The organism is Aliiroseovarius sp. PTFE2010 (assembly GCF_049943335.1).
GTDB lineage: Bacteria > Pseudomonadota > Alphaproteobacteria > Rhodobacterales > Rhodobacteraceae > JBNFVY01.
This window is the reverse complement of sequence record NZ_JBNFVY010000004.1, coordinates 1-22,440: the sequence shown is the minus strand read 5'-3', so window position 1 is coordinate 22,440 and position 22,440 is coordinate 1. Positions and strand designations below refer to the sequence as shown.

At 61.9% G+C, this 22,440-nt stretch carries 25 protein-coding genes and 1 pseudogene; 7 read left to right on the top strand and 19 right to left on the bottom strand.

Going from position 1 to position 22,440, the window contains the following annotated elements:
- Positions 1-32: 32 nt before the first annotated feature.
- Together ACP2AV_RS08150 and ACP2AV_RS08145 are read right to left on the bottom strand one after the other, a co-directional pair.
- Positions 33-272, bottom strand: a complete 240-nt coding sequence (locus ACP2AV_RS08150) for a hypothetical protein (protein ID WP_426372196.1) — start codon at positions 270-272, stop codon at positions 33-35.
- Between the two features lie 115 nt (positions 273-387).
- Positions 388-624, bottom strand: a complete 237-nt coding sequence (locus tag ACP2AV_RS08145) for a hypothetical protein (protein WP_426372195.1) — start codon at positions 622-624, stop codon at positions 388-390.
- 195 nt (positions 625-819) lie between these two features.
- On the opposite strand from ACP2AV_RS08145, the gene ACP2AV_RS08140 reads away from it, so the two are divergent.
- Complete coding sequence (locus ACP2AV_RS08140; RefSeq protein ID WP_426372194.1) at positions 820-1,551, top strand: Crp/Fnr family transcriptional regulator; 732 nt, start codon at positions 820-822, stop codon at positions 1,549-1,551.
- 59 nt (positions 1,552-1,610) lie between these two features.
- Here the strand turns inward: ACP2AV_RS08140 and ACP2AV_RS08135 are convergent, their stop codons facing one another.
- A complete protein-coding gene (locus ACP2AV_RS08135) occupies positions 1,611-1,805 on the bottom strand; it encodes a hypothetical protein (protein ID WP_165198384.1) in 195 nt (64 codons plus the stop codon).
- 444 nt (positions 1,806-2,249) lie between these two features.
- Here ACP2AV_RS08135 and ACP2AV_RS08130 point away from each other — a divergent pair, with 444 nt between their 5' ends.
- Entirely contained in the window at positions 2,250-3,500 is a 1,251-nt protein-coding gene (locus ACP2AV_RS08130; RefSeq protein WP_426372193.1) for a sensor histidine kinase, read from the top strand.
- Positions 3,501-3,511: 11 nt separating this feature from the next.
- On the opposite strand, the gene ACP2AV_RS08125 is transcribed toward ACP2AV_RS08130, so the two are convergent.
- The 3 genes from ACP2AV_RS08125 to ACP2AV_RS08115 form a co-directional block, all read right to left on the bottom strand.
- Positions 3,512-4,873 carry a DUF2254 domain-containing protein gene (locus ACP2AV_RS08125; protein ID WP_426372192.1) on the bottom strand — a complete coding sequence of 454 codons (1,362 nt, stop codon included), beginning with the start codon at positions 4,871-4,873 and terminating at the stop codon, positions 3,512-3,514.
- A 342-nt stretch (positions 4,874-5,215) separates the two neighbouring features.
- A complete protein-coding gene (locus tag ACP2AV_RS08120; RefSeq protein WP_426372191.1) occupies positions 5,216-6,160 on the bottom strand; it encodes an extracellular catalytic domain type 1 short-chain-length polyhydroxyalkanoate depolymerase in 945 nt (314 codons plus the stop codon).
- Positions 6,161-6,684: 524 nt separating this feature from the next.
- Positions 6,685-7,125: a hypothetical protein gene (locus tag ACP2AV_RS08115; RefSeq protein ID WP_426372190.1), complete on the bottom strand. Its 441-nt coding sequence runs from the start codon at positions 7,123-7,125 to the stop codon at positions 6,685-6,687.
- A 567-nt stretch (positions 7,126-7,692) separates the two neighbouring features.
- On the opposite strand from ACP2AV_RS08115, the gene ACP2AV_RS08110 reads away from it, so the two are divergent.
- The 5 genes from ACP2AV_RS08110 to ACP2AV_RS08090 all read left to right on the top strand — a co-directional run bounded on the left by ACP2AV_RS08110 (position 7,693) and on the right by ACP2AV_RS08090 (position 11,137).
- Positions 7,693-7,896 carry a hypothetical protein gene (locus ACP2AV_RS08110; protein WP_426372189.1) on the top strand — a complete coding sequence of 68 codons (204 nt, stop codon included), beginning with the start codon at positions 7,693-7,695 and terminating at the stop codon, positions 7,894-7,896.
- 366 nt (positions 7,897-8,262) lie between these two features.
- Positions 8,263-9,069 (top strand): transglutaminase-like domain-containing protein, encoded by an 807-nt coding sequence (locus ACP2AV_RS08105; protein ID WP_426372188.1) that lies wholly within the window; start codon positions 8,263-8,265, stop codon positions 9,067-9,069.
- 132 nt (positions 9,070-9,201) lie between these two features.
- Positions 9,202-9,339 carry a hypothetical protein gene (locus ACP2AV_RS08100; protein WP_426372187.1) on the top strand — a complete coding sequence of 46 codons (138 nt, stop codon included), beginning with the start codon at positions 9,202-9,204 and terminating at the stop codon, positions 9,337-9,339.
- Between the two features lie 76 nt (positions 9,340-9,415).
- Positions 9,416-9,949 (top strand): hypothetical protein, encoded by a 534-nt coding sequence (locus tag ACP2AV_RS08095; protein WP_165198390.1) that lies wholly within the window; start codon positions 9,416-9,418, stop codon positions 9,947-9,949.
- A 261-nt stretch (positions 9,950-10,210) separates the two neighbouring features.
- Positions 10,211-11,137, top strand: a complete 927-nt coding sequence (locus ACP2AV_RS08090; RefSeq protein WP_426372186.1) for a transglutaminase family protein — start codon at positions 10,211-10,213, stop codon at positions 11,135-11,137.
- A gap of 64 nt (positions 11,138-11,201) precedes the next feature.
- Here ACP2AV_RS08090 and ACP2AV_RS08085 read toward each other — a convergent pair whose 3' ends face one another.
- From ACP2AV_RS08085 to ACP2AV_RS08025, 13 genes and pseudogenes are all read right to left on the bottom strand, one after another.
- Entirely contained in the window at positions 11,202-11,474 is a 273-nt protein-coding gene (locus ACP2AV_RS08085; RefSeq protein WP_087206660.1) for a DUF2274 domain-containing protein, read from the bottom strand.
- On the bottom strand, positions 11,471-12,580 hold the full coding sequence (locus ACP2AV_RS08080; RefSeq protein WP_426372185.1) for a TrbI/VirB10 family protein: 1,110 nt from the start codon (positions 12,578-12,580) through the stop codon (positions 11,471-11,473). Before ACP2AV_RS08080 ends, ACP2AV_RS08085 begins: the two co-directional genes overlap by 4 nt.
- An 86-nt stretch (positions 12,581-12,666) precedes the next feature.
- Positions 12,667-13,647 (bottom strand): P-type conjugative transfer protein TrbG, encoded by a 981-nt coding sequence (gene trbG / locus ACP2AV_RS08075; protein WP_426372184.1) that lies wholly within the window; start codon positions 13,645-13,647, stop codon positions 12,667-12,669.
- Complete coding sequence (gene trbF, locus ACP2AV_RS08070) at positions 13,644-14,327, bottom strand: conjugal transfer protein TrbF (protein ID WP_426372183.1); 684 nt, start codon at positions 14,325-14,327, stop codon at positions 13,644-13,646. Before trbF ends, trbG begins: the two co-directional genes overlap by 4 nt.
- The gene (gene trbL / locus ACP2AV_RS08065) at positions 14,327-15,613 is read right to left on the bottom strand and encodes a P-type conjugative transfer protein TrbL (protein WP_426372182.1); all 1,287 of its coding nucleotides are present in this window, start codon (positions 15,611-15,613) and stop codon (positions 14,327-14,329) included. The genes trbF and trbL overlap by 1 nt, the downstream gene beginning before the upstream one ends.
- A 4-nt stretch (positions 15,614-15,617) precedes the next feature.
- Positions 15,618-15,887 (bottom strand): putative entry exclusion protein TrbK-alt, encoded by a 270-nt coding sequence (gene trbK-alt / locus ACP2AV_RS08060; RefSeq protein WP_426372181.1) that lies wholly within the window; start codon positions 15,885-15,887, stop codon positions 15,618-15,620.
- Positions 15,888-15,891: 4 nt separating this feature from the next.
- Positions 15,892-16,674 carry a P-type conjugative transfer protein TrbJ gene (gene trbJ, locus ACP2AV_RS08055; RefSeq protein WP_426372180.1) on the bottom strand — a complete coding sequence of 261 codons (783 nt, stop codon included), beginning with the start codon at positions 16,672-16,674 and terminating at the stop codon, positions 15,892-15,894.
- Positions 16,658-19,138 carry a conjugal transfer protein TrbE gene (trbE, locus tag ACP2AV_RS08050; RefSeq protein WP_426372179.1) on the bottom strand — a complete coding sequence of 827 codons (2,481 nt, stop codon included), beginning with the start codon at positions 19,136-19,138 and terminating at the stop codon, positions 16,658-16,660. Before trbE ends, trbJ begins: the two co-directional genes overlap by 17 nt.
- A 4-nt stretch (positions 19,139-19,142) precedes the next feature.
- Positions 19,143-19,412, bottom strand: a complete 270-nt coding sequence (locus ACP2AV_RS08045) for a VirB3 family type IV secretion system protein (protein WP_161860992.1) — start codon at positions 19,410-19,412, stop codon at positions 19,143-19,145.
- Complete coding sequence (locus tag ACP2AV_RS08040) at positions 19,412-19,738, bottom strand: TrbC/VirB2 family protein (protein ID WP_076978334.1); 327 nt, start codon at positions 19,736-19,738, stop codon at positions 19,412-19,414. The genes ACP2AV_RS08045 and ACP2AV_RS08040 overlap by 1 nt, the downstream gene beginning before the upstream one ends.
- Positions 19,735-20,670: a P-type conjugative transfer ATPase TrbB gene (gene trbB, locus ACP2AV_RS08035; protein ID WP_426372468.1), complete on the bottom strand. Its 936-nt coding sequence runs from the start codon at positions 20,668-20,670 to the stop codon at positions 19,735-19,737. Before trbB ends, ACP2AV_RS08040 begins: the two co-directional genes overlap by 4 nt.
- 284 nt (positions 20,671-20,954) lie before the next feature.
- On the bottom strand, positions 20,955-22,247 hold the full coding sequence (locus ACP2AV_RS08030; protein ID WP_426372178.1) for an MBL fold metallo-hydrolase: 1,293 nt from the start codon (positions 22,245-22,247) through the stop codon (positions 20,955-20,957).
- Positions 22,244-22,440: pseudogene (locus tag ACP2AV_RS08025) on the bottom strand (restriction endonuclease subunit S); the annotation flags it as partial. The gene ACP2AV_RS08030 and the pseudogene ACP2AV_RS08025, both read right to left, overlap by 4 nt.

Sequence of the window (22,440 nt, the reverse complement as noted above, 5' to 3'; positions counted from 1 at the left end):
TGGCCGTGTTACGCCTGAGCCACCTGGAGACCTTATTTGATGCCTTTGGCCGGTGACTTTGCAGATACCCGTTTGGATTTGGGCGCGACCGCCTTGACCGGCGTATCGGCCTCCCTTTCCAGACGTGCCTTGCGAAGACGCGCTGTCTTGATCTCGCGCTTTTCCGTCTGCGCGTCGATGATTTCCGTCACGGCGCGTGTGGTCCGGTCCATCGGCGTTTCCGTTCGGGGGGCGGGTGTTGTGAAGAGTGTCGTCTTGGTCAGCTTTGCCATCGATCAATCTCCCCGATGTGTTCATCTTTGGGCGAACGCCGCAAACTGGGAAGCCCGGGATAGGCAGATGCTTCACGAATCCGGCATTCCGACGGGGTTCCGGCAATCGAAGAAGTCATGGGCGACGAACCGAGTTCCCGCCGTTGATTATGCCGGTGATCAACTTCGAAACAGCCGCATGAAGTGCGGTCTTCTCATCATCCTCCGGAACGTCTTGATGCGCTTTAGCCGCATCCGTCAGAACACCCATGATCTCGTGCTCCGGCAGCACGCCCCGGTCGTTCAGAGCCAGCAGCAGCGACTCGCAGATTGCGAGAGCGGCCGTGCCCGCGACGTCGTTCGGCTGCGACATGCAACAAATTCCTTTCAAGAGTAACCTCGGTGCCGTTGCGAGTTTACGACAGCATCGGTTCCCTATGACAGCATCGCAGGAACGATGTAAGATGCGCTAACCTCAGGCAGTATCACGCGATTCATTTTCGGCCAAATTGACGCAACTGGGGCGTTCGCCGCCAGATTCTTTGGCGTGGGAAAGGACAATCGTTTTATGAGCATTCAGAGCAGCCCCCTCGTGCGCAAACTCGGTGCCTATGTTGCATTGTCCGATCCCGAGCTTGCAATTCTGGAAACCTTCCACGCGAAACGTCTGAGCATTTCTGACAAGAAAGATATGGTTTACGAGGGACAATCTGACCCGTCTGCCTACATTCTAGCGAAAGGGTGGGCATGCTCCTACAAACTGTTGCGGAGCGGTAGCCGCCAGATTGTCGATTTTCAGATACCGGGTGATTTCATCGGACTGCGCAGCGTTCTGTTCAGGACGTCCGACCACAGCATCGAGCCGATCAGGAAGGTCGAAGCATCGGAAGTAAAGATCAAGGATCTTCTGGGTGCTTTTGAGACGAGCCCGCGCCTTGCCACGGCCGTACTCTGGTCCGCGTCGACCGATGAGGCAATCGTCGTCGAGCGCCTTGTCAGTCTGGGGCGGCGCGACGCTGCCGAACGTGTCGCACATCTGCTGCTGGAACTCGGGGCTCGGCTCAAGCTGGTCGGGCTGGCGACGGGGAACAGCTACGAATGCCCGTTGTCCCAGTATCTTCTGGCCGATGCACTGGGCCTGAGCGCCATTCACATCAACCGTGTTCTGCGGCAATTGCGCGAAGAAGGGCTGCTGACGTTTCGCGATGGCACCGTGACGTTCGACAACCTGGACAAGCTGGTAGAATTCGCCGGTTTCGACAAGGCTTATCTGGATTACGAGGGGCCGATGTTGAAGTAATGCAGCCGGGGCAGAAGTTGACGCCACCCCCGTTGGGTGACGCCAACCGATAGACGATCTTAAGCGTTCAACTGGCTCATCGCCGCATCGCATTCCTTCACGCACTCATCGTTCTTGTTGGCGGATTGGGCCTGTTGCGCAGACTGGTAATGCTTCTGGGCGGACTGCTTCTTCTGACCGTCTTCGGCCTTGTCGATGGCCTCCTTGGTCGATTTCAGCTTCTGTTGCATCTGGTCGGATTGCTTGTTGTCCATTGGAGTGTTCCTTCCGGGTAGGAGCCGTCAAACGGGTGCCCGCCGTCCCGAACATCTGTTGTCGGGGGTGTGCAGGATCGTCAGCTGACGCTCTGTTCGAGGTTCGATCGCCGATCATTCGGGGATCTTCATTCACGCTACCCGGATTCCGACAGCCTGATACTGACGCAGGTTTGCGTCGGTTCCTGCTGAAGGTGTTCCGGCTCCGGAAACTTGCTGGATCAGCGGTTTTCAGCCGCTGGCGCAGGTATCGCTGCACTTGGCTTCCGGTCTTGCAAGACTAATGCCTGTTAGCGCGCCGTCCTCTGACAGCAGATAAAAAACCGTCACTGCACGTCGCGATTCTTTGAAAAGTCATTCCATCCGGCGGCACCTGCGTTTGTTTCTTGACGAGTTCTGTATTCGGGTGCCGCCAATTTCCCTGTTAACTGTTGGAGCGTAGCCATGAACCGGAAGATTGAAGGTGAGACAATCGAGACGGCTCCAGTGAGAAACACTCACTGTCGTCCCGACACGACGCAGTTTCGAACCTCAGAACCGATCTTCCGGAGAGTTCCGACAGATGCCGATGTTTCGGTCGAGAATATGGCCGATCCGAAAGTTGCGATGTTCTTTACAAAAAGGGAGGGCGTCGATGTGAGGCAATCAATGGACCTCAAGCCCAATAAAACGAACGGCGTGGATGCGATCGGCCCGTCAGCGACGAACGACAGGCTTGATTACGAACAGGTTTTTCATTCGTTATCGGCGGCCTGCGCGATCCTTGACCGTGATTTCCGGTTCGTCGAAATGAACGATGATTACGCTGCCGCATTGAAGGCAACCCGAGAACACCTTTTGGGCAAGAGAGTTCTCGACGTGTTTCCCGAAATCGCGGAACATCAGGTATTGCTGACGGGCGCGTTCGACACGGCTCTGACGGGCAAGCAGGCGTCTCTCAAGGAAATTCTCTACGCGATACCGGACAGCGCGGCGGAAGGCGGCATGCGCAGGGTATGGTGGAATGCGTATTTTACGCCGCTGACCGACAGGCACGGCAGGGTGACGCATGTTCTCTTGCGGGTCAGGGACATCACGGAGCAGGTAAAGGCTTGTGAGATGAAGGATGCAATTGCAGGGGAGATGCAGCACCGCATCGGAAACCTCCTGGCGATGGTCACAATCGTCGCGCGGCAGACCGTTCGTGGACATGCATCATTCGATCAATTCCTGCCTGAATTTGAATCGCGCATCCAGTCGCTTGCCAAGACTCATTCTCTGCTGACCGGGGGGAATCGGGACGGCATGACGATGGATCGGTTGATCCACCAACAACTCGATATTTATGCCGACAAGCTGAACAAAACGATCTTTGTCGAGGGGCCGAATTTGCACGTCACAGCAGTTGAAGCACAGTCAATCTCGATGGCGTTGCATGAACTCGCAACCAACGCCGCAAAGTATGGCGCGTTGGCCAAGGAGGGCGGGCGACTGGCAATCAGTTGGGGCAAGGTTGGAGATGGTTTCCAGTTCGAGTGGAAAGAAACCGGCCTGATCGGCGTCACCGAGCCGGTAAAGTCAGGTTTCGGCACGATGATCCTGACCCAGATCCTGCCCAGCCAGCTCAATGGAAAAGCGACGCGGGAATTCAGGAAGGACGGCTGCTCGTATCGGCTTCGCGTCAATGAGAGAGAAGGAGCGCCGATCACGCCCTGATCGCTGCGACGTCATAGTGATCTCGGCGGCCGTGAGGGGACCTGTCCTGTCAAATCGCTGTTCTTGAGGTTGCTAAGTGCTTCCCGATCAAAATCCAGAGAAGCAGCGTGCTCGCTGGCAATGAGCACCTGTTCACTCAGCGCCTTGATGGATTCACGCGCTGAGGGTGAGAGCGAGCGGCTCAACTTGCCCATTGTGTTTACCAGACGCGTGACCACATCGGCGTCGGAAATCCCGTAGCGGGCTATCGCTGAAAAGGCTTTGCATGCCAGTTCCTCAATGAGGATGACTTCAGTCAGGATACGCAACTGTCCGGACTCGTCGTTGAGGGTCGGTGACGGGATATCCCGGCCAGACAATCGACCGAACACCTGTCCAAGGCGGTCAATGCAGTAAAGCGCGGTGGTGGGGTCGTTTATGCCAGGCGACAAGGACCGCTGGGCCAGCTCAACGATACGCCGGATCGAGAACTCGAGGTCTTGGTTGATCGTCCGATTCCGCCCGATGACGATTGCGCCACGCAGGCTGTCGGCAATTTCTTCCGACACCCGATCACGCGGATATGCCGCAATCATGCATTCACCTGCGGTCACAAAACGACCGGGCGGGGTCTCGATCCGCAAGACAAGATTATGCTCTGCAGCAATCCGCATGAGCGCCTCCATACCGACTTTCTGCACGTATCCGCTCGCATCGGCACTGATCCGTTCGGAGCCGTCCTCGAAGTCGTCTGCGAGTCGATCCGCACCAGGCTCGTCTTCGCACTGCAAGGGGCCGTGGACGAGGCGTTCCGGAAAGAGCCTATCGACGGCGGCGCGCCCGTCGGCGGCCAGTTGCGCGAGCAGCGTTTCGATGCGGATCGACGTGGCGATATGATGGATGAAATAGATAAGAACCGCGACACCGACAGCAGCGAGTACCACCGCGAATGCAACGGTCAGGTGCGGAACGAAACTGGAGTCCCCCGGACCACGCACCGCACGCAGAACGACCAGACAATAGAGAAATGTCGCCACAAAAGTTCCGAGCACAACCTGATTGCTGCGGTCCCGCATGAAGTTTTCCAGAACCCGCGGCCCGAATTGCGACGAGGCGAGCTGCAGCGACAGCATGGTGATTGAGAAGATCAGGCTGGCGACAGTGATCATCGAACTCGCGATGACCGACAGGATTGCCCGGGCACCTTCCGGCCCGAAGGTATAGAGCAAGCCGAAATCGCTCACAGTGCCGACACCAAGCCGGGTATCCACCGCGATCAGCAGGAATGATAGTCCGACCGCAACCGCGCACATCATGGCGGGAACGAACCAGAAACTCGAATTCAGGCGTCCCCAGAACGCGTAGACACGTGTGATCGAAAATGACTTCGCCAAATGGCTCTCCTTTTGGTCACGTGCATTTAGCGAAATTGTTCGCCCTGATCCTGTAGACATGCCTACTCAGCGATAAACCGGAGTCGGATCAGCAAAACGCCTCTTCATTTCCCAGGGTCGCGGCGACAGCCTTGCGAAGGCAATTGGCGAGACCAGCATACCGCTGACGTGCGGTGGCATGCAGATCGATCTTGATCGATCTTATCATAAGAATTCCGGACGCAGCGCCGGAAGCCTCACCAGCCAACTGTTGACAACAGGACGCCGCTAAAAGTCCGCCCGCTCGTCCGCAGGGAATGATCCAGCGAGGGGCAGTGCATTGTCTCAACGTTCCCGCCCGAACTATGCTGCGGTTTCCGTTTTCGCACCAGTCTCGGCACCGGACTCCGTCAAACCCCAGAAATCCGCAATGTGACGCGTCGAAGAAATGCCGACTTCCAGCATATACTCACCTTCTTCGCCAAGACCCTCGTCTCCCCCGGCACTGATCGGCGTGCCGTGGCCCATGGCCTCGATAATATACTCCTCGATCACCACGCGCCCGTCTGCGTCGCACCAGACTTTCCGGGGAATACTGTCGACGGTCTCCACATGCGTCGGCGGTCCTTCAACGTTGTGGATCTTCTGCCACTGTCCGACGATATCACCGGCGTTGGAACTGTCGACGGTCGTATCGCTGCCGCCATGCCAGACAGAGATCGTCGGCCAGGGGCCCCTGGACTCCGAGGCTTCACGGACAGACGCGTCAAGTGCGTTGTCCGATGGGCTGCCAAATCCATTCATGCGAATGATCGCTTCCATCATGTTGTTCGCGCTGCGATAGGGCAGCCCTGCAATGATCGCCCCTCCCGCGAACACTTCCGGATAGGTCGCAAGCATCACAGATGTCATGGCACCGCCAGAAGACATCCCCGTGATGAAGACGCGCGACGGGTCTACCGTGTGATCATCAACGACCTGCTTGATCATCTGACGAATAGACAGAGGCTCGCCGTCGCCGCGCTCGCTGTCGCCGGTCTCAAACCAGTTGAAGCTGCCAAGGAGATTATTGGTCAGTCTTTGCCCCGGAAACAGGAGCGCCATCCCACATTCGTCGGCGAGAGTAGACCACCCCGATCCGAGATTATAGCTTTCCGCCGACTGGGTGCTGCCATGGAGCACGACGACAAGCGGGCCGTTCTTCGGGAAGTTTTCCGGAATATAAATGTCCGCGCTCAGCGACCCGGGGTCGGTCCCGAAATTTTGCATGGCGGAGAGACGATCGCTGGAAATTAAAGACGTTGACATAAGAACTCCTGTGCATGACCGATACTGGCCACGTAAGAAAACCCCCGAGCCCAAAGTTTTTCGGGCCGGAGGCGATTTGATTGTCCACGGTTCGAGGCGGACACGAAGAGACCTTTGTCGCCCGCGTTAGGTGAATTCTATCAGAGGCATACGCCAAGTGTCCCGGTGATCATGTTACACCTTGCTGGTTTACCACTCCGCATGCACTGACGTGGGTTAGTCCGCGCACGAATAAAAGAAGGTGTTTTGCCTGACGGCCGCGTGACGCGCCGTTCGGCCATGACAACACAGCGCCAGCCGGTCCTGTCTCGAAGATGGGTCCAGATATGGTCGCCCTGCAGGATGCCGAGAGGATAAGGGGAAAACCACTATGGCGTTGCTTGCTGTCGTTGCCTTCGCGTCGTCGGCGCCACTGGTCCAGAAGTGTTCCTCCATGTCCCAGAGAACGCCCTGTTCATGTGGAGAAAGCGTGCTGGATTTGTGCGCTGCATGTGCCGGTCTTCTCGCGGTCTCGCTTGAGGCGGTCATTCGCCTGACCCCGACCCGACAACCATGACCTTCTGAAACAGGACGAAGAAAATCGCAAGCACTGTCCAGATCGCGCCGCTTATTCCCGGCCTACCGTCGGCCACCGTCGAGGCAGCGCTCTGCAAGACACCTGACGTCTGGGCTTCGGGAAGCAGCTGGCTCAGGTCTCGTGCGACTCTGCCGTGGTCGCTGGCGAGCGCAGGAACGTCCCGAAATCGGGCAAGCAGTACCCCCAATCGCGCTCGCGCGGCTTCGCGTCCCAGCCCGACCAGTCCAGCAGTTTCTTTCCATGGATCGAGGCCGAGCCGCGCCAGTGTGGAAAGGACAGTCACGGCATAGCCGTTTCGATCCTCGCCGACGGGCGCGTAGAGGAACCGGGCAAACTCCGGCGGGTGCGGGTCGAGAACATTGCGATCAGCCATTGTCATTCCATTCATTGGTTGCAGGAACGCAGATCGCCCTTGTTTCCCAAAGGATACGCGCAGGTCGGTCTCGTCGCCCTTACACAGGTCAGTGCGGGCGACTGCCCCAGGGAGGCCGCACTTGGTTCGGTGCTCGGGACTAACTTGTGTCAGTGCCAGTCGGATGCTCCTGAATTACAACAGAAGAAGTCGTTCGACTGGGAAAGCTCGGAATCCAATAGGGCATGAACCGTGGCGAACGAAGATCTGCCAAGATCGTGTAGACTTGAGGGTGACTTTCCTGCACCTTTTCTGCCTGGCCAATTTTCCGGACGAACCTCCGGCTAGGGACTACGAAGTCCTGATTCAGGAGGAACTTCTCCGCGGGCAAGGTTTCGAAAACGGTGCCTGCTGGCCCTGATCGCCGACATGGCTTGTACCGGGCCGTGGTTCGTCGACCACCTGCGAGAACGGTTCGTTGAGCCGATGAGATTGACCCAGCGCTAACACGGCCACCGCGAAACCAATGATTATGCGGCAGAATTCACTCGCGCCGTGATGCTTCTCGGAGATGCGCGCGCGCCCCACGCGAAGGAGCCAGAAATGACCGTCAAGCAACCCGTGTCGCTGAAAAGTAGAGGAGCAAAGGATTCTTCCATGAACCGACCAGCGCGGCGCGGTGGGGTCCAGGTGCGCGAAAGAAGCGGCATCTGGGAAGTGCAGGTCAATGGCAAGCTCCGCTGCGACTACCACCAGAAGGAACATGCTCTTGCCGCTGCGGCCCTGCACAGGCTGTCGCCCCGATGACCGGTAGCTCTCAACTGACAGTCCCGCAGGACTTCGCGATCCAGGTGGCCGAGAACGAAGGCATGCCGACGAGACCGAATTCCAAGGGATCCCCGCCACCGCCCGCGCCAACTCGACGGCTGACCGGAACGCTCACGCTTGGGCCATCGAACACGCGTGGGGCAACCGGCGGACTCTGGTCCGTCAAGGAGAAAGCGGCGATGAGACATCCGCTGGCGAGGCTGATCGCGAGGACGGCAGTTATAGCGGGTCTGATCGCGTCCTTCGCCTTCCCCGTCCGTGCGGAGGATGGCACTGACCCGATGCCTAGGACGCTCATCCTTGCAAGATGATCATGACATGACCAGGCGCGGCCGTGTGTCCGGCATGCGGGTCAGCATCGGGTGCCGTCTGCGATACGGCTTCCCGCAACCGACGCCGCTGATCGCGCTGCTGAACGTGCACTACTCGCGCTTCGACGATCTGGAGCGTGCCGACTATCTCGTGACGTCGCCGAGAGTGCCTATTGAAAGCTACCGGGATGGCTTCGGCAACTGGTGTACGCGTCTCGTGGCTCCGGCGGGCGACTTCTGCCTGTCGACGGATGGCATCTTCCGCGACACGGGCCAGCCCGATCTCTCCATTCCCGACGCGCGGCAGCACGCGGTTCAGGATCTGCCGTTCGAGACCCTCGTGTTTCTGCAGGGAAGCCGGTATTGCGATACCGACCTTCTGTCGGAGGAGGCGTGGCGCCTGTTCGAGATCACGGACCCCGGATGGTCACGCGTGCAGGCGATCTGCGAATTCGTGCACGGACATGTCCGCTTCGACTACATGCAGGCGAAGGCGACGCGCACCGCATCGCAGACCATGGCCGAGCGACAGGGTGTCTGCCGCGACTTCGCCCATCTCGCCATCGCCCTGTGTCGTTGCATGAACATTCCGGCCCGCTACTGCACCGGATATCTGAGCGATATCGGTGAGCCTTTGCCTCATCCGCCTGGAGACTTCGCCGCGTGGATGGAGGTGTTCCTTGCCGGAGAATGGCACATGTTCGATCCACGAAACAACAAGCCGCGGTTTGCGAGAATACTGATCGCGCGGGGCCGCGATGCCGCTGATGTCCCTCTGACCCAGACATTTGGTCAGAACACTTTGACGGAATTCAAGGTCTGGACGGATGAATTGGCCTGACTCACCTTGGCTTCCTCTTCGATGCGCCATCGTAAACGGGGTCGCCAATCCCCACATAGTTAGTACTGGCGGCAAGCATCCCAGTCCGACACGGACGAGGAGCTGGCGTCGGCCAATCAAAGGATCGACGATATGTCCTTCAAGGACCTCACAGCCAGGGCTGCGGCCGCGATGAAGCCAAAGCCTGCGGAGACCGCGAAGGCCCCTGCCAAGGAGACCGAGGCCAAGGCAACTGGCAAGGAAGCCCCCGCGAAGTCCAAGACATCTTGAGACGGACGCAGGTTACGCGCCTCATTCCTGCGAGGGTCGCGGACCATTCACAGCAACAAGGGAAAGAAACGCGCGAATGGAAGATCTGACGAGCAAGACCGTGGCGGTTTTTTCCCGCCCCTTCAGCGTGCCAGGCTTTGACGAGACGCTCCCGGCGGGTGAGTACGATATCGAAACGGAGATCTCTTCCCCCCCTGATCAACGGAATCCCGCAGCCTGGAAAGCCTCCGTCCTGGTGAAACTTCATTCCCAGGCATCGCATCCGGGGCTTGCGAGGACGCTTACCGTTTCCCTTGCCGATCTGGACCAAGCACGCGCCAGGGACAAGCTGACGGGCAGGGAGTTGGCCGACGTGTTCCTAGAAGAAATGCTGGCTGATCCGATGGTACGCCTCGTGATGGAGGCCGACGGGGTCTCTGCAGCACATCTGCGGCATCTCTACTCGGGGCACGGGATGCCCGATCCCATTCTGAATGTGCCGGCGTCGAAGACGACCACCCAAAAGACGCGGGATGATGCGTCGATCCGGGCCGCCGAAAACGAAGGCATGCCTTCAAGACCGGAATTACCGTCGCCCTCGCGCACCCGCCACTTAGCGGGACAGACTTGATGGCGAACAAGACCATGGCCGAAGGTGCCACGCCAGACATCTTGATCGCAAGGGTCTCGGGCGACGTTCCGCAGGAACGCCAATGCCTGAGCTGCGAAACTGGGTTCTGGAGCAAAGGTTTCGGAGAGCGGATTTGTAGACGCTGCAAGGGGTTGAACGCCTGGCGAAACGCCTTGCCTGTCAGCCCCGGCGCATCACGCCGTCGCTGATCCACATCGACGTGCGTGCAGTCTTCCTCGAACCACACTGGACCCCCAAATTTTGGCCTGCCTCGACATCCTTCACACCACAACCTACCGATACCGTCATGCGGTCTCTCTAGGACCGCACAGATTGATGCTGCGTCCCCGCGAAACGCGGGAATTGCGTCTTTTCTCCCACGAGATCTCCATAACCCCGACGGCCACCGTATCCTGGGCGCATGATGTGGCCGGGAACGCGATCGCCACCGCAATCTTTGACGGTCCGACAGACCATCTGGTGATCGAAAGTCGCGCCACCGTGGAACTGACCGCGCTAGCTTGGCCGGTCTTTGCCATCTCCGCTTCTGCCATCGAGTACCCGTTCCTCTATTCAGCCGACGAATGGACGGATCTGGGCGCGCTGACGGCTCCGCAATACGCCGACCCCGACGGCCGATTTGCCCGATGGGTCGAGGGCTTCGTCATGGGGCACCGAACAGACACGCTGTCTCTGCTGAAGGACATCAGCAACGGTGTGGTTTCGCAGATTTCTTATCAGGTACGTGAGACGGAAGGCACCCAGACGCCGATCGAGACGCTCGACCGGAAATGGGGTTCGTGCCGCGATTTCGCGGTCCTGCTCACAGAGGCAGCTCGCTGTCTTGGCCTGGGAGCCCGTATCGTTTCGGGCTATCTGTCCGATCCAGAAGACAGCCTTATCGGCTCCGCAGGTACCGGGTCCACCCATGCCTGGGTCGAAATATACCTGCCCGGCGCAGGGTGGATCGCCTTCGACCCCACCAACCGGAGCGTCGGGTCGCAGAACTTGATACCGGTCGCAGTCGGTCGCGGCATCCACCAGGTCGTACCTGTCTCGGGGAGTTTTTCGGGAGGTTCCAACGCCCTTTTTGACTTTTCAGTTCAGGTCTCCGTTCGCAGCAGAACAAGGCAAAACACTTTGCCGATGGAGGATCGGACCGACTTCCTAGCAACCTGGAGCGGGTAGGGCTCACCGGTGTGCGATCCGTGTGCAATGCGATCTGCCAAGAGACTTGCGATTTCACAGAGACTTAGCCGTGATCGGTATCCAGAGGCTTCGATGGGTCTGCTTTCTTGCGGTTCGCCTTCGATCCCGTTTTGCGCGCTGCAGCGAACCCGCGGTCCGTGGCCATGAAGCGGGCAAGCATTGGGGCGACGAGGCGGGCGGGCTCAAGGTCCTGTCCGGTCTGTTGGCCGAGGACCGCCGCGTAGTCGCAAAGGTCTCGGTGCACATCGGCGGGAAGTTCCACGGTCAGCTTGACCGGCTTGTCGTCATGGATCGGGCCAAGCTTCAGTTTCGTCATCGGACTTCTCCCAAGGGCTCGAGGATCAGGTCGCGGGTGACCATGACGCGGACGGGGAAGCCCGGGCGTATGGTCAGTGTCGGCGGGACGGCAAGCTGCTGGCGGACGATCTCGTCCCCGGTCCGTCCGATCGTGTCCTGCGCGGCCTCGCGGATGGCGCGGGCGACATCGTCTTCGGTTTCTGCGCCACTTTCCAGGCCGAGGTTCAGGATCGTGGCGAGGCCAGCAGCAAAGAAGACGCGACCCCAATGATAGTTGACCCGGTCCTGCAGGCCGGACGCGCCTGTTCCGTCAGTGCCGGGCGCGCGCTCGAGCACAATGGAGCGACCATCCGGAAGGATGAGGCGGGTCCAGACCAGAAGCAGACGGCTTTGCCCGGATGCGATGCGGCTGTCGTATTCTCCCAGAAGCCGAGCGCCTTGCGGGATCAGCAAGTACCGCCCTGAGGGGCTATCAAAGACATTCGACGTCACCTGTGCCGAGATCTGGCCGGGAAGGTCGGAGCGCAGGCCGGTGATCAGGGCGGCCGGGATCACCGTGCCGGCCTGCAGGATGTAGGGGCTGGGCGGCGGCACTATGCGTTGCGCACTGACGGTGTCCGTGTCTCCGGGAAGGGTGAGGAACGCCTCCCGGCCGGAAATCGGATCGCTTGCCGTTGGGCTGCCCAATGTTGAGGGGAAGAGCGCGCCGGTCGCGGGGGAGGTCGGTGTGGCCTGTGTTCCGTTGCGCGGCACGGTTTGCGCCTCGGCGAAAAGGGCGCTCAGTCGGGCGGCGTCGAGTTCCTGGAGACGGCGTTGTTCCTCCGGATCGACTGTGGGGGCCAATGGACCGGAAAGGGGCGGTGCCGGGACCGGCTGGCCGCGATCTTGCGCCCCAAGGATGGCGCGGCCCAACTCACCGGGCAAGGGTGGGCCGAGACGCGGGACATCGGCGTAATCCCGAGGCAGTGAGGACAGCCCTTCAGCCGCCTGAATGCGTTCGGTGGAAAAGAGCTCCGTCTGGTTGCCCTCCTGCCGGTTGTACTGCAGGGCCATGATCAGGATTGCGCCAAGGCCAAGTCCGCCGATGGCGGTGGCAAGGGCAATGGCCCGGCGGGACAGGCGCATGACACGGGGAGGATCGGGCCTGAGACGGAGTTCATGGACGATCTCTTCCTCGGTCCGTGGCGGCTCTTGCATATCAGGGACTTGTGTCATCGCTCCACCTCTGGCTGGGGCGCAGGCGGCGGGCGCTGATCGCCATCCGTACGCACGATCCGCACGACCTGCTGTCGTCTTTCGCCGAGACGCAGTTCTGCAGCCCCGAACAGCCGGTCCACGATCAGGACGTTGCCGAGCACGCGGGTGTTCACGATCTGGCCGCGCCCATCCGCGCCGATCACGAAGAGCGGAGGCATTTCGCCCTGGGCTATGCCGGGCGGGAACACGACATAGACACGCCGTCCATCATCGAAGACGGAGACCGGCCGCCAGGGTGGGGCGTCGCCCTGCAGGCCGTAACGGTAGTGCCGCTCGGCCTCGGGCGGGATCGCGGGACGGCGGATTGTCGGGGTGCGGGGCGTGGATCGCACCTCTGGATAGGCCCACGCGACGCTGGGCATCCAGGTCTCCTCGTCGGCGTGCAACTCGATGTGGTAGCTGCGCCGGTCCGTGCTGACGACGAGATTGGTGGAGATGTCGGGGCGGGTGGGTTTCACGAGGATATGGACGCGCTCGCTGCGGCCTGCGCCGCTCGTGGTGTCGCCGATGATCCAGCGCGCGGTGTCGCCCGCTGCGATCGGGCCGGGACCGGTCAGGCGTTCGCCGGGTTCGAGCGCGATATTCGTGATCTGCCCGGGTGCTGCATAGACCTGGTAGAGCGCGCCCTCGCTCCACGGAAAAACCTGCATGGCGTTGTAATAGCCCTGCTGGCGGGGCTCGACGCGGGCGGCGGCATTGGCGGCGATGATGCGCGCTTCCGGTGTATCTGCTTCCGGATTGCCGCCGCGGGAAGGTGTCCATGGGGGAGGCGTGTGAACCGGGCGGGGCGGCCCCTCGGCCGGGGGCGGTGCAGGTGGCGGAGCGAGGGCTGGGACCTGGTCGTCGTAGGCGATCTCGGGCGGGCGTTGGCCCGTGCAGGCGGTCAGCGCGGTGGCCGCGAGGAGAAGGACGGGAACGGATGGCAATCGGGTCATTGGGCACTCTCCCTCGACCAGTTGATGGCATGGACATAGACGCCGAGCGGGTTTGCCCGCAGGCGCTCCGAATCGCGCGGCGGCTGGATCACGATGCTCAGGATGGCGGTCCAGCGTTCGGTGGCTGCGAGCTGTCCGTTCTCGTAGCGCCGCTCGATCCAGGCGACGCGGAAGCTCGACTCTGATGCACGGATGACGCTGGAGACCTCGACGGAGACCTGTGTGTCACCAACGCTGGCGAAGGGATCGTTCACGCGGGCATAGTCGTTCAGCGCAATCCCGCCGCGATCCGTGGCGAAGTCATAAGCACGAAGCCAGTTCTGGCGCAGCACGATCGGATCGGCCGGGACCTGCCGGACATGCTCGACGAAGCGGGCGAGATGCCAGGCGATCTGCGGATCGGTCGGGCGATACTCGGCCAAGGCTGGCGTGACGGCCTGTGCCGCACCGAGATCGTCGACCTCGACCACGTAGGGGACGACGCTGCTGCGCGTCGATTGCCAGGTGAGCGCCGCGCTGAGCCCGGCGGACAGGGCGAGGCAGCCCATTGCCATGAGGCGCCAGTTTCGGGCCTGAACGCGGGCCGAGCCGATGCGCTCGTCCCAGACCTGGGCGGCCTTCTGGTAGGGGGTGACGGGCTCGGGCGTGGTGCCATAGCGAACACTGGGGCGTCGGAACATCAGGAGGACCTTTCGGAGAGGCTGACGACCGTGCCGCCGCCGCCATGGTCTCCGGAGCGGATGACATGGGCGGCGGTGGAAAGGCCGTGTTGAAGGGATTGCTGGCGCTTCATCCGGCGCGCCCAATCGGGCGGGCCGTCATTGGCCGGGGAGGGCAGGGCACCACCCGCCATCCGTCCCCCGGTGGCGGCATAGGCTGCGCGGGCACCAGACTGCGCGCCGTCCGAGATCGCGCGTCGGAGCGGGCTGAACGCGGCGACGGCACCGGTCTTGCCGACCGCGGCCACGCCACCGACGGACTTGCCCAACGCTGTGCTGCGGGACGCGGCACCAAGTTGGTATGCAGTGGCGGTTCCGCTGCCAACCGCACTGGCACCACGCAGGGCCGCGCCACCGGTGCCAAGGGCCATCCGGGTCCCGGCGACTCCGGCGACTGCAGCCCCGCCCACGGCGATACCGGTGCCGACTGCGGCGCCTGCTCCGAGCTGCGGACCGCCCGAAACGATGCCATTGGCGATGCCCGGTCCGAAGATGCCGAGGGCGAGGAGCGCCAGCGCGCCAAGGACCACCGACATCGCGTCGTTGATCGTGGGTTCGCCCGCGAATCCGGCGGTGAACTCGCTGAAGATGGTGGAGCCAATGCCGACGATCACGGCCAGCACCAGAACCTTTACACCCGAAGAAATGACGAGGCCCAGCACGCGTTCGGCCATGAAGGCGGTCTTGTTGAACAGGCCGAAGGGCACGAGGATGAAGCCTGCCAGCGTGGCCAGCTTGAATTCGATCAGGGTGACGAAGAGCTGGATTGCGAGGATGAAGAACGAGAGCAGCACCACCAGCCAGGCGAAGAACAGGATCCCGATCTGGATGAAGTTCTCGAAGACGGCGACGAACCCGGAGAGGTCGGCGATGGAGGCGAGGATCGGCTGCCCGGCCTCGAGCCCGACCTGCGCGATGCGCCCGGGCTGCAGCAGCTCGCTGGCGGAAATGGTGCCGCCGGTGGCGACCAGGCCAAGCCCCGCGAAGCTGTCAAAGACGATCCGGGCCAGCGTGTTCCAGTTGCCGATGATGTATGCAAAGACCCCGACGAAGAGGGTCTTCTTCACCAGCCGCGCGATGATGTCGTCATCCGCGCCCCAGGCCCAGAAGAGGGCAGCCAGCGTGATGTCGATGACGATCAGCGTGGTGGCGAGGAAGGCGACGTCGCCGCCGAGAAGTCCGAAACCGGAATCGATGTAGGAGGCGAAGACCTCGAGAAACCGGTCGATGACGCTGACGCCGCCCATTGCCTTACTCCGTCCCGGCCGGCTCAGGAGCCAGATCGAAGAAGCGCTGCCGGGCCGCCTCCCAGGCGGCGCGGCATTCGGTGTCGGTGGCGTAGTCTTCGGGCGTCAGGTCACGGCAACGTGCGAGGGTGCCGCGCAAGGCGTCATCCCTGATCACATGCCCGGTGTCGGTGGGCAGGACGGTGCGTGTCAGTTCGACCGCGGCGGCGAGGGCGGCAAGGCCGCCGATACCGAAGGCGACAAGGCGCAGAGTTCGCGGGGTGTCGAGGGCCATGCGCTTACTCCCCGAACAGCCGTACTGAGCCGGGGGAGTAGCCGCCGCCGTAATCGAGGAACCGCGTGAGGTTCTTGCGGCCCTGCGCCTCGGCGGAGGCGATGCGGGCGGCTTCCAGCGCTTCGGCCCGGTTCTGCGCGGCGATGGCGGCCGTCAGATCGGCGATCTGTGTCGATTGCAATGCGAGCAGCTGGTTGCCAGCCTGTGCGACCTGCAGGGCCCCAACGGCTCCTTGGCTCTCGCGGATGAGTGCTTCCATCTGGCTGCGGGCTCCGTCGATATTGCCGACGACCCCGGCCTGCACGCGCAACGCGTCCTCGAAGCCCGCGACGGAGGTCTCCCAACGTTCGCGCGCGCCGGCGATCATCGCATCGAAATCGCCCTGCGCTGCCGCAGCGCCGTAGTCCTGCGCGAAGGCCTGTTCGATGGTGGCTACGTCGAAGGCGAGGCTCTGGGCATCGGCAAGGAGTCGCTGGGTTTCACCGATAGCGTCCTGCAGTTGCGCCAGCGAGGAATGCGGTAGGTTCGCTAGGTTCAGCGCATCGTTCATCAGCATTTGCGCCTGGTTCTGGATCTGGGCGATCTGGTTGTTGATCTGCTCGAGCGCGCGGGCGGCAGAGAGGATGTTTTCGGCATGGTTCCGCGGGTCGTAGACGATCCGGCCGCCAGCACCGAAGAGGAAGGCCTGCGCCGGCGTCGTGAGAACCGGTGTCAGGACAATGGCGCTGGCCATCAATGCGGCGGCGAGTTTGCGGGGCCGGGCTGGGCGTTCAGGATTGCGGGGCATGTTCTGTCTCCTTTTGGTCAGGGTGAGGGGGTGTCGGATCGGCTGGTGCGATGTCGGGCCCGAGCAGGTCGATGGCCCAATCAAGACCGTGATGGCGCAGCCAGGCGGCGGCAAAGCCATCCCGGCCATGGGTGGCGAGCAGTTCGCTTATCGCGGCCTGATCAGCCTTGGATGAGGCGGCGGTGAAGGCCAGCGCCACCTCGCCGAGGCCCAGTGAGAAGAGCCGGTTTCCGCGCCGCGACTGGCAGTAGTAGTCCCGCTTCGGCGTGGCGCGGGCGACGATGTCGATCTGGCGGTCGTTCAGCCCGAAGTTCTGGTAGATCCGGGCGATCTGGGGTTCGAAGGCGCGCTCGTTGGGCAGGAAAATCCGTGTGGGGCAGCTCTCGATGATGGCGGGTGCGATGTGGGACCCGTCGATATCGGCCAGCGACTGGGTGGCGAAGATCACCGAAGCGTTCTTCTTTCGGAGCGTCTTCAGCCATTCGCGCAGCTGCCCGCCGAAATTGGCGTCATCCAGCGCAAGCCAGCCCTCGTCGATCAGGATCATCGTGGGACGTCCGTCGAGCCGCGCCTCGATCCGGTGGAAGAGATAGGCGAGCACGGCCGGTGCCGTTGCTGAGCCGATCAGCCCTTCGGTCTCAAACGCGAGCACGTCCGCGCTGCCCAGGTCTTCGACCTCCGCATCCAGAAGCCGGCCGAAAGGCCCGCCGAGGCAGAAGGGCTTCAGCGCGCGTTTCAACTCGGTCGATTGCAGCAGGACCGAGAGGCCGGTCAGCGTGCGTTCCTCGCACGGGGCCGAGGCGAGCGAGCTCAAAGCCGACCAGAGATGGTCCCGCGCGCTTGGGTCGATCGTCGCGCCTTCCCGTCCGAGGATTCCCGCAAGCCAGTCCTGCGCCCAGGCGCGTTCGGACGCGTCGTCGATCCGCGCGAGTGGTTGCATCTGTACGGCGGGGTCCTCGTCGGACAGCGCATCGCCGAGGTTTTCCCAATCGCCACCCATGGCGAGTGTGGCACAACGGATCGATCCGCCGAAATCGAAGGCGAAGACCTGCGCGCCCGGGTAGCGGCGGAACTGCAACGCCATCAACGCTAGCAGGACTGATTTGCCCGCCCCGGTCGGGCCGACGATCAAGGTATGGCCGACATCGCCCACATGAGTCGAAAACCGGAACGGGGTCGTGCCGTCGGTTTCGGCGTGGAACAGTGGCGGGCCGTCCAGATGGTCGTTCCGGTCCGGCCCTGCCCAGACCGCCGAGATCGGGATCATATGGGCGAGGTTCAGCGTCGAGATGGGTGGCTGACGGACATTGGCGTAGAGATGGCCGGGCAGGGAGCCGAGCCAGGCCTCGAGCGCGTTCAATGTTTCCGGGATGCAGGTGAAATCGCGTCCCTGTACGATCTTCTCTACCGCTTTGAGCTTCGCCTCGGCCGCTCGGGGGTCTTCGTCCCAGACAGTGATCGTGGCGGTCACGTAGGCCGCGCCCGCCACATCGGCACCAAGTTCCTGCAACGCCTCGTCCGCATCGGCCGCTTTGTTGGCCGCATCGCTGTCGAGCAGGGTCGAGGCTTCGTTGGTCATCACCTCCTTTAGGATCGCGGCCACCGACTTGCGCTTGGCGAACCACTGGCGTCGGATACGGGTGAACACCCGGGCGGCATCCGTCTTGTCGAGGCAGATCGCGCGCGTGCACCAGCGATACTCGAAACCCTGAGCGTTCAATTCGTCGAGCAAACCGGGCCAGGTGGCGCTTGGCAGGCCGATGATGGTCAGGGTCTTGAGATGAGCGGCCCCGAGCCGTGGTATCAGCCCACCCACCAACGGATCATCGGCCAGCACCGCGTCCAGATGCATCGGGACCTCCGGGACGCGGACGCGCTGGCGCCGGGTCGAAACGGTCGAATGCAGGTAGGTCAGGGTCTCGGCATCGGAGAGCCAGGCGATTTCCGGCATGAACCCGTCAAGCAGATCGATCAGCCGGTCGGCGCGGCTGACAAAGCTGGAGACAAGATCCTGTGGCTTGGTGCTGCGATCCGGTGCGTTTTCTAGCAACCAGCCCTCGGCGCGGCTCGCGTCGTCAGCGGGCGGCATCCAGACCAGCGTCAGGAAATACGCGCTCTCGAAATGCGCGCCCGCTTCTTCGAACTGCGCGCGGCGTTCGGCATCGACGAGGGCGGAGACAGGATCGGGGAACTCGGAGGCCGGATAGTCCTGTGCCGGGATCCGCTGCGCCTCGATGAAGACGGCCCAGCCAGAACCAAGCCGCCGGAGGGCGCTGTTCAGCCGGGCCGACGTGGCGACCAGTTCGGCGGGCGTGGCTGAATCCAGATCCGGCCCCCGAAACCGCGCTGTGCGTTGCAGGCTGCCATCTTTGTTCAGGATGACGCCGGGTGCGACCAATGCAGCCCAGGGCAGAAAATCGGCCAGAAGGGCGGATTTGGAGCGGTATTCGGCGAGACGCATCATCGGCTCAGACCCCGAACCAGGAGGGGTAACGGAGATGCCGCCGCGCCACCTCGGCGATCTGCGCATCCCGCTTCGCGGCCCAGACCGCGAGGAGATGACCGACGAGCCAGAACACGAGGCCCACGAGCCAGAGCCGCAGGCCCAGCCCGATGGCGGCCGCCAGAGTGCCATTGGCAATGGCGATGGTGCGCGGCGCACCGGCCAGCAGGATCGGATCGATCAGGGCCCGGTGCACCGGCGCGAAGTAGCCGGGAATGTCGGTGGGGTTCTCCATCAGATCAGCGCTCCGCCGCCGAAGGAGAAGAAGGACAGAAAGAAACTCGAGGCGGCAAAGGCGATGGAAAGCCCGAAGACGATCTGCACCAGCCGCCGGAACCCGCCCGAACTGTCGCCGAAGGCCAACGTCAGGCCCGTGACAATGATGATGATCACCGCGACGATCTTGGCGACCGGGCCTTCGATCGATTCGAGGATGGTTTGCAAGGGGGCTTCCCACGGCATGCCGGACCCGGCGGCGAGCGCCGGCTCAGGCAGGGCGAAGACGACGAGGCCGAGCGCGGTTGCGCCAAGGGCTGTGCGAAATGATGGCAGAAGGGTCATGGATGGCTTCCTTGTGTTGGTGGGAAAAGGGGGGTGAGGGCGTAATCGCCCGAGGCGGTCAGGCCGGTGACACGCGCCAACTCGGAGAGGCGACGCTCGGCCCCACGTCCGGACAGAACGGCGATTAGGTCGATAGTTTCTGCGATCAGGGCGCGCGGTACGGTGACAACCGCCTCTTGGATCAGCTGTTCGAGGCGCCGCAGTGCGCCGATGGCGGACCCGGCGTGGATCGTGCCGATCCCGCCCGGATGGCCGGTGCCCCAGGCCTTGAGCAGGTCGAGCGCTTCCGGCCCGCGCACCTCGCCAATGGGGATACGATCGGGCCGCAGCCGCAAGGACGCGCGCACGAGATCGGCCAGGGTCGCAACCCCGTCTTTCGTCCGCAGGGCCACGAGGTTGGGGGTCGGGCATTGCAGTTCGCGCGTGTCTTCGATCAGAACTACGCGGTCTGAGGTCTTGGCGACCTCCGCCAACAGCGCATTGGTCAGGGTCGTCTTGCCTGTCGAGGTCCCCCCCGCGACAAGAATATTGGCCCGTCTGGTGACCCCTTCGCGGAGGTGATCTGCGGCATCCGGGGGAAAAATGCCGCCGGAGACATAGTCCTCAAGAGTGAACACCGCGACGGCGGGCTTGCGAATGGCAAATGTGGGAGCAGAAACCACTGGGGGCAGCAAACCCTCGAAGCGCTCGCCCGTATCTGGCAATTCAGCCGAAACACGCGGGGCCGCAGGATGGACTTCCGCGCCGACATGATGCGCGACAAGCCGGATGATGCGTTCGCCATCGGCAGGGGAGAGAACTGCGCCACTATCAGCCAACCCATTGGCCAACCGGTCGATCCAGAGCCGCCCGTCAGGGTTCAGCATCACCTCGACGACGCCAGCGTCTTCGAGCCACGCGGCGATGCCTGGCCCGAGTGCCGTCCGCAGCATGCGCGAGCTGCGGGAAGACGTCTCGGTATTGAAGGGCGTAACAGTCATGACTGGCCTCGCGATGGTTCACGGGACCGATCAAGAAGACCGTTATTTGGCTACGGGCAACAACTGTGAAGGCGTAGTAGGGGTATCGCGCGTAAAGGCAGGGAAAAGACGAAACGCAGCCAATTCGCAATAATGGTCGACGATTGCTTCACTGCCTGACCGCAACTGAAACCCGTATGGGCCAGCCCAGATACACAGAGTTCAGGACAGCCCTGCCAAATGCAACTTCCCTCATTTCAACGCTCCAGCATCACATGCATCGAGAAACCCGAATGCTGATCCACTTGCACAGGGCGGAACGGCCAGAAATCGCGCAAGACCTCAGCATGCGGGTGGCCGTAGCTGTGGCGCGGATCTGAGCTGAACACGCTTGTTGTGGGCGCAATCAGCGCGGCAAGCCCGTCATGCCAATTTGCACGGGCACCGTGATGCGGGACTTGAAACACGCTCGTTCGTCTTGCCCGGCGCGCATCAAGGTAACCCTCCAAACTGTTCCACTTCGCAGCACTTTTCAGGTTCCCATCGCCGGTTAGCAGGATCGCACCTTTCGTTTCATACTCCTTCCAACAGCCGCAAGCGCCGATAAGTCGGTGATACAAGCATTCGCAATTGCAGAACCTCTGCCCCGTCCAAGGGCCAATCGCGCCGCCGTAAAGCATTAGACTGACATTGTTCATGCCCGCCCCACGACCGAAGGTTGTCTCATAGAGCGTCCGTAGGTCATCAAGAGCGCTTTGCCGTTCGTTTTCGTTGCCGTTCAGCAGCGCACCTCGATGAGCATCCACCTTTGTCGTGAAGCCGAATGGATCATCTGGTTTTGTAGAGGGATCATTATAGGGCAGGAATTCCCAAACCCCATGGACCGCAATGGCCTTGCCAGAACGAAGCATCCGCACGCGATGGTCCAAGTGACCGTATGCCCCCTCCAAATCTCCGTACGAAACGGCGTCGCCGGGCCCAGACGGCTTGTCGGGGTCGTCCCGATCTTCAGGCGGTCCGGGAGCCGCAGTTGGTTCGGTCGTGAAAGGCGGCCCTTCACCGTCGGAGGGCATGACGAACAAGACCTGTTCAAACCCGTCACCCGCTTCTTGAATGAAAAATTGCACTGGATCGACATAGAACAACATCTCGGGGTCTTCTGCCCTCAGCCCTTGTTCAAAGCCGATCAGCAGGCGGTGCCACAAGGGTGCCCACGGCAGCATTACTCTCTTGGCACCGATCTCATTCAGCAGTTCAACCAAACCGTTGATGTGGTCATTGTGGAAATGCGACAGGGTCAGGAGGTCGATCTTCTCACCTTGGCAATCGTGTTTCAGATCGTCGACCGCGTTGGTGACCAGCCGCTTTCCCGAACTGGATCCACAGTCATAAACCCAGCGGTATGGCCCGTCCGGTGCCGGAATAGACTGGCCGGGGATACTGATATTTCGTCGCCGTCTTGGCTGAGGTGGCCAGAACTCGACCGAGCCCGTAGCAAACAGACCCTGACCGACGGGGAAGAATTGATGGACCGCGCGGATTTTGGTCATGCGTCGGCTGTTTCCGCAGCAGGCTCCAACGCCTCGTGCAGGAGGGCGTTGAGGAGTTTGCTGCGGGTGGTGGCGGTGGCGGTGAGGCTGGCCTCCAGCTGATCACACAGCGCCATGAGTTCATCGACCTTGGCCACAATCCGGTGCTGCTCGGCGAGGGGTGGGAGTGCGACCGCAATTCGATCCATGCGGT

What these genes read in the sequence shown, in the direction of transcription:
- ACP2AV_RS08150 (WP_426372196.1), bottom strand. Translation starts at nt 272, where the DNA reads ATGGCAAAGCTGACCAAGACGACACTCTTCACAACACCCGCCCCCCGA.
- trbL (WP_426372182.1), bottom strand. Translation starts at nt 15,613, where the DNA reads ATGGGCGGCGTCAGCGTCATCGACCGGTTTCTCGAGGTCTTCGCCTCC.
- ACP2AV_RS08100 (WP_426372187.1), top strand. Translation starts at nt 9,202, where the DNA reads ATGTCCTTCAAGGACCTCACAGCCAGGGCTGCGGCCGCGATGAAGCCA.
- trbB (WP_426372468.1), bottom strand. Translation starts at nt 20,670, where the DNA reads ATGCTGCGGACGGCACTCGGGCCAGGCATCGCCGCGTGGCTCGAAGAC.
- ACP2AV_RS08105 (WP_426372188.1), top strand. Translation starts at nt 8,263, where the DNA reads ATGCGGGTCAGCATCGGGTGCCGTCTGCGATACGGCTTCCCGCAACCG.
- ACP2AV_RS08110 (WP_426372189.1), top strand. Translation starts at nt 7,693, where the DNA reads ATGACCGTCAAGCAACCCGTGTCGCTGAAAAGTAGAGGAGCAAAGGAT.
- ACP2AV_RS08115 (WP_426372190.1), bottom strand. Translation starts at nt 7,125, where the DNA reads ATGAATGGAATGACAATGGCTGATCGCAATGTTCTCGACCCGCACCCG.
- ACP2AV_RS08045 (WP_161860992.1), bottom strand. Translation starts at nt 19,412, where the DNA reads ATGGAGAACCCCACCGACATTCCCGGCTACTTCGCGCCGGTGCACCGG.
- trbE (WP_426372179.1), bottom strand. Translation starts at nt 19,138, where the DNA reads ATGATGCGTCTCGCCGAATACCGCTCCAAATCCGCCCTTCTGGCCGAT.
- ACP2AV_RS08095 (WP_165198390.1), top strand. Translation starts at nt 9,416, where the DNA reads ATGGAAGATCTGACGAGCAAGACCGTGGCGGTTTTTTCCCGCCCCTTC.
- ACP2AV_RS08030 (WP_426372178.1), bottom strand. Translation starts at nt 22,247, where the DNA reads ATGACCAAAATCCGCGCGGTCCATCAATTCTTCCCCGTCGGTCAGGGT.
- ACP2AV_RS08140 (WP_426372194.1), top strand. Translation starts at nt 820, where the DNA reads ATGAGCATTCAGAGCAGCCCCCTCGTGCGCAAACTCGGTGCCTATGTT.
- trbF (WP_426372183.1), bottom strand. Translation starts at nt 14,327, where the DNA reads ATGTTCCGACGCCCCAGTGTTCGCTATGGCACCACGCCCGAGCCCGTC.
- ACP2AV_RS08120 (WP_426372191.1), bottom strand. Translation starts at nt 6,160, where the DNA reads ATGTCAACGTCTTTAATTTCCAGCGATCGTCTCTCCGCCATGCAAAAT.
- ACP2AV_RS08040 (WP_076978334.1), bottom strand. Translation starts at nt 19,738, where the DNA reads ATGACCCTTCTGCCATCATTTCGCACAGCCCTTGGCGCAACCGCGCTC.
- trbJ (WP_426372180.1), bottom strand. Translation starts at nt 16,674, where the DNA reads ATGCCCCGCAATCCTGAACGCCCAGCCCGGCCCCGCAAACTCGCCGCC.
- trbK-alt (WP_426372181.1), bottom strand. Translation starts at nt 15,887, where the DNA reads ATGGCCCTCGACACCCCGCGAACTCTGCGCCTTGTCGCCTTCGGTATC.
- ACP2AV_RS08135 (WP_165198384.1), bottom strand. Translation starts at nt 1,805, where the DNA reads ATGGACAACAAGCAATCCGACCAGATGCAACAGAAGCTGAAATCGACC.
- trbG (WP_426372184.1), bottom strand. Translation starts at nt 13,647, where the DNA reads ATGACCCGATTGCCATCCGTTCCCGTCCTTCTCCTCGCGGCCACCGCG.
- ACP2AV_RS08085 (WP_087206660.1), bottom strand. Translation starts at nt 11,474, where the DNA reads ATGACGAAACTGAAGCTTGGCCCGATCCATGACGACAAGCCGGTCAAG.
- ACP2AV_RS08080 (WP_426372185.1), bottom strand. Translation starts at nt 12,580, where the DNA reads ATGCGCCTGTCCCGCCGGGCCATTGCCCTTGCCACCGCCATCGGCGGA.
- ACP2AV_RS08145 (WP_426372195.1), bottom strand. Translation starts at nt 624, where the DNA reads ATGTCGCAGCCGAACGACGTCGCGGGCACGGCCGCTCTCGCAATCTGC.
- ACP2AV_RS08130 (WP_426372193.1), top strand. Translation starts at nt 2,250, where the DNA reads ATGAACCGGAAGATTGAAGGTGAGACAATCGAGACGGCTCCAGTGAGA.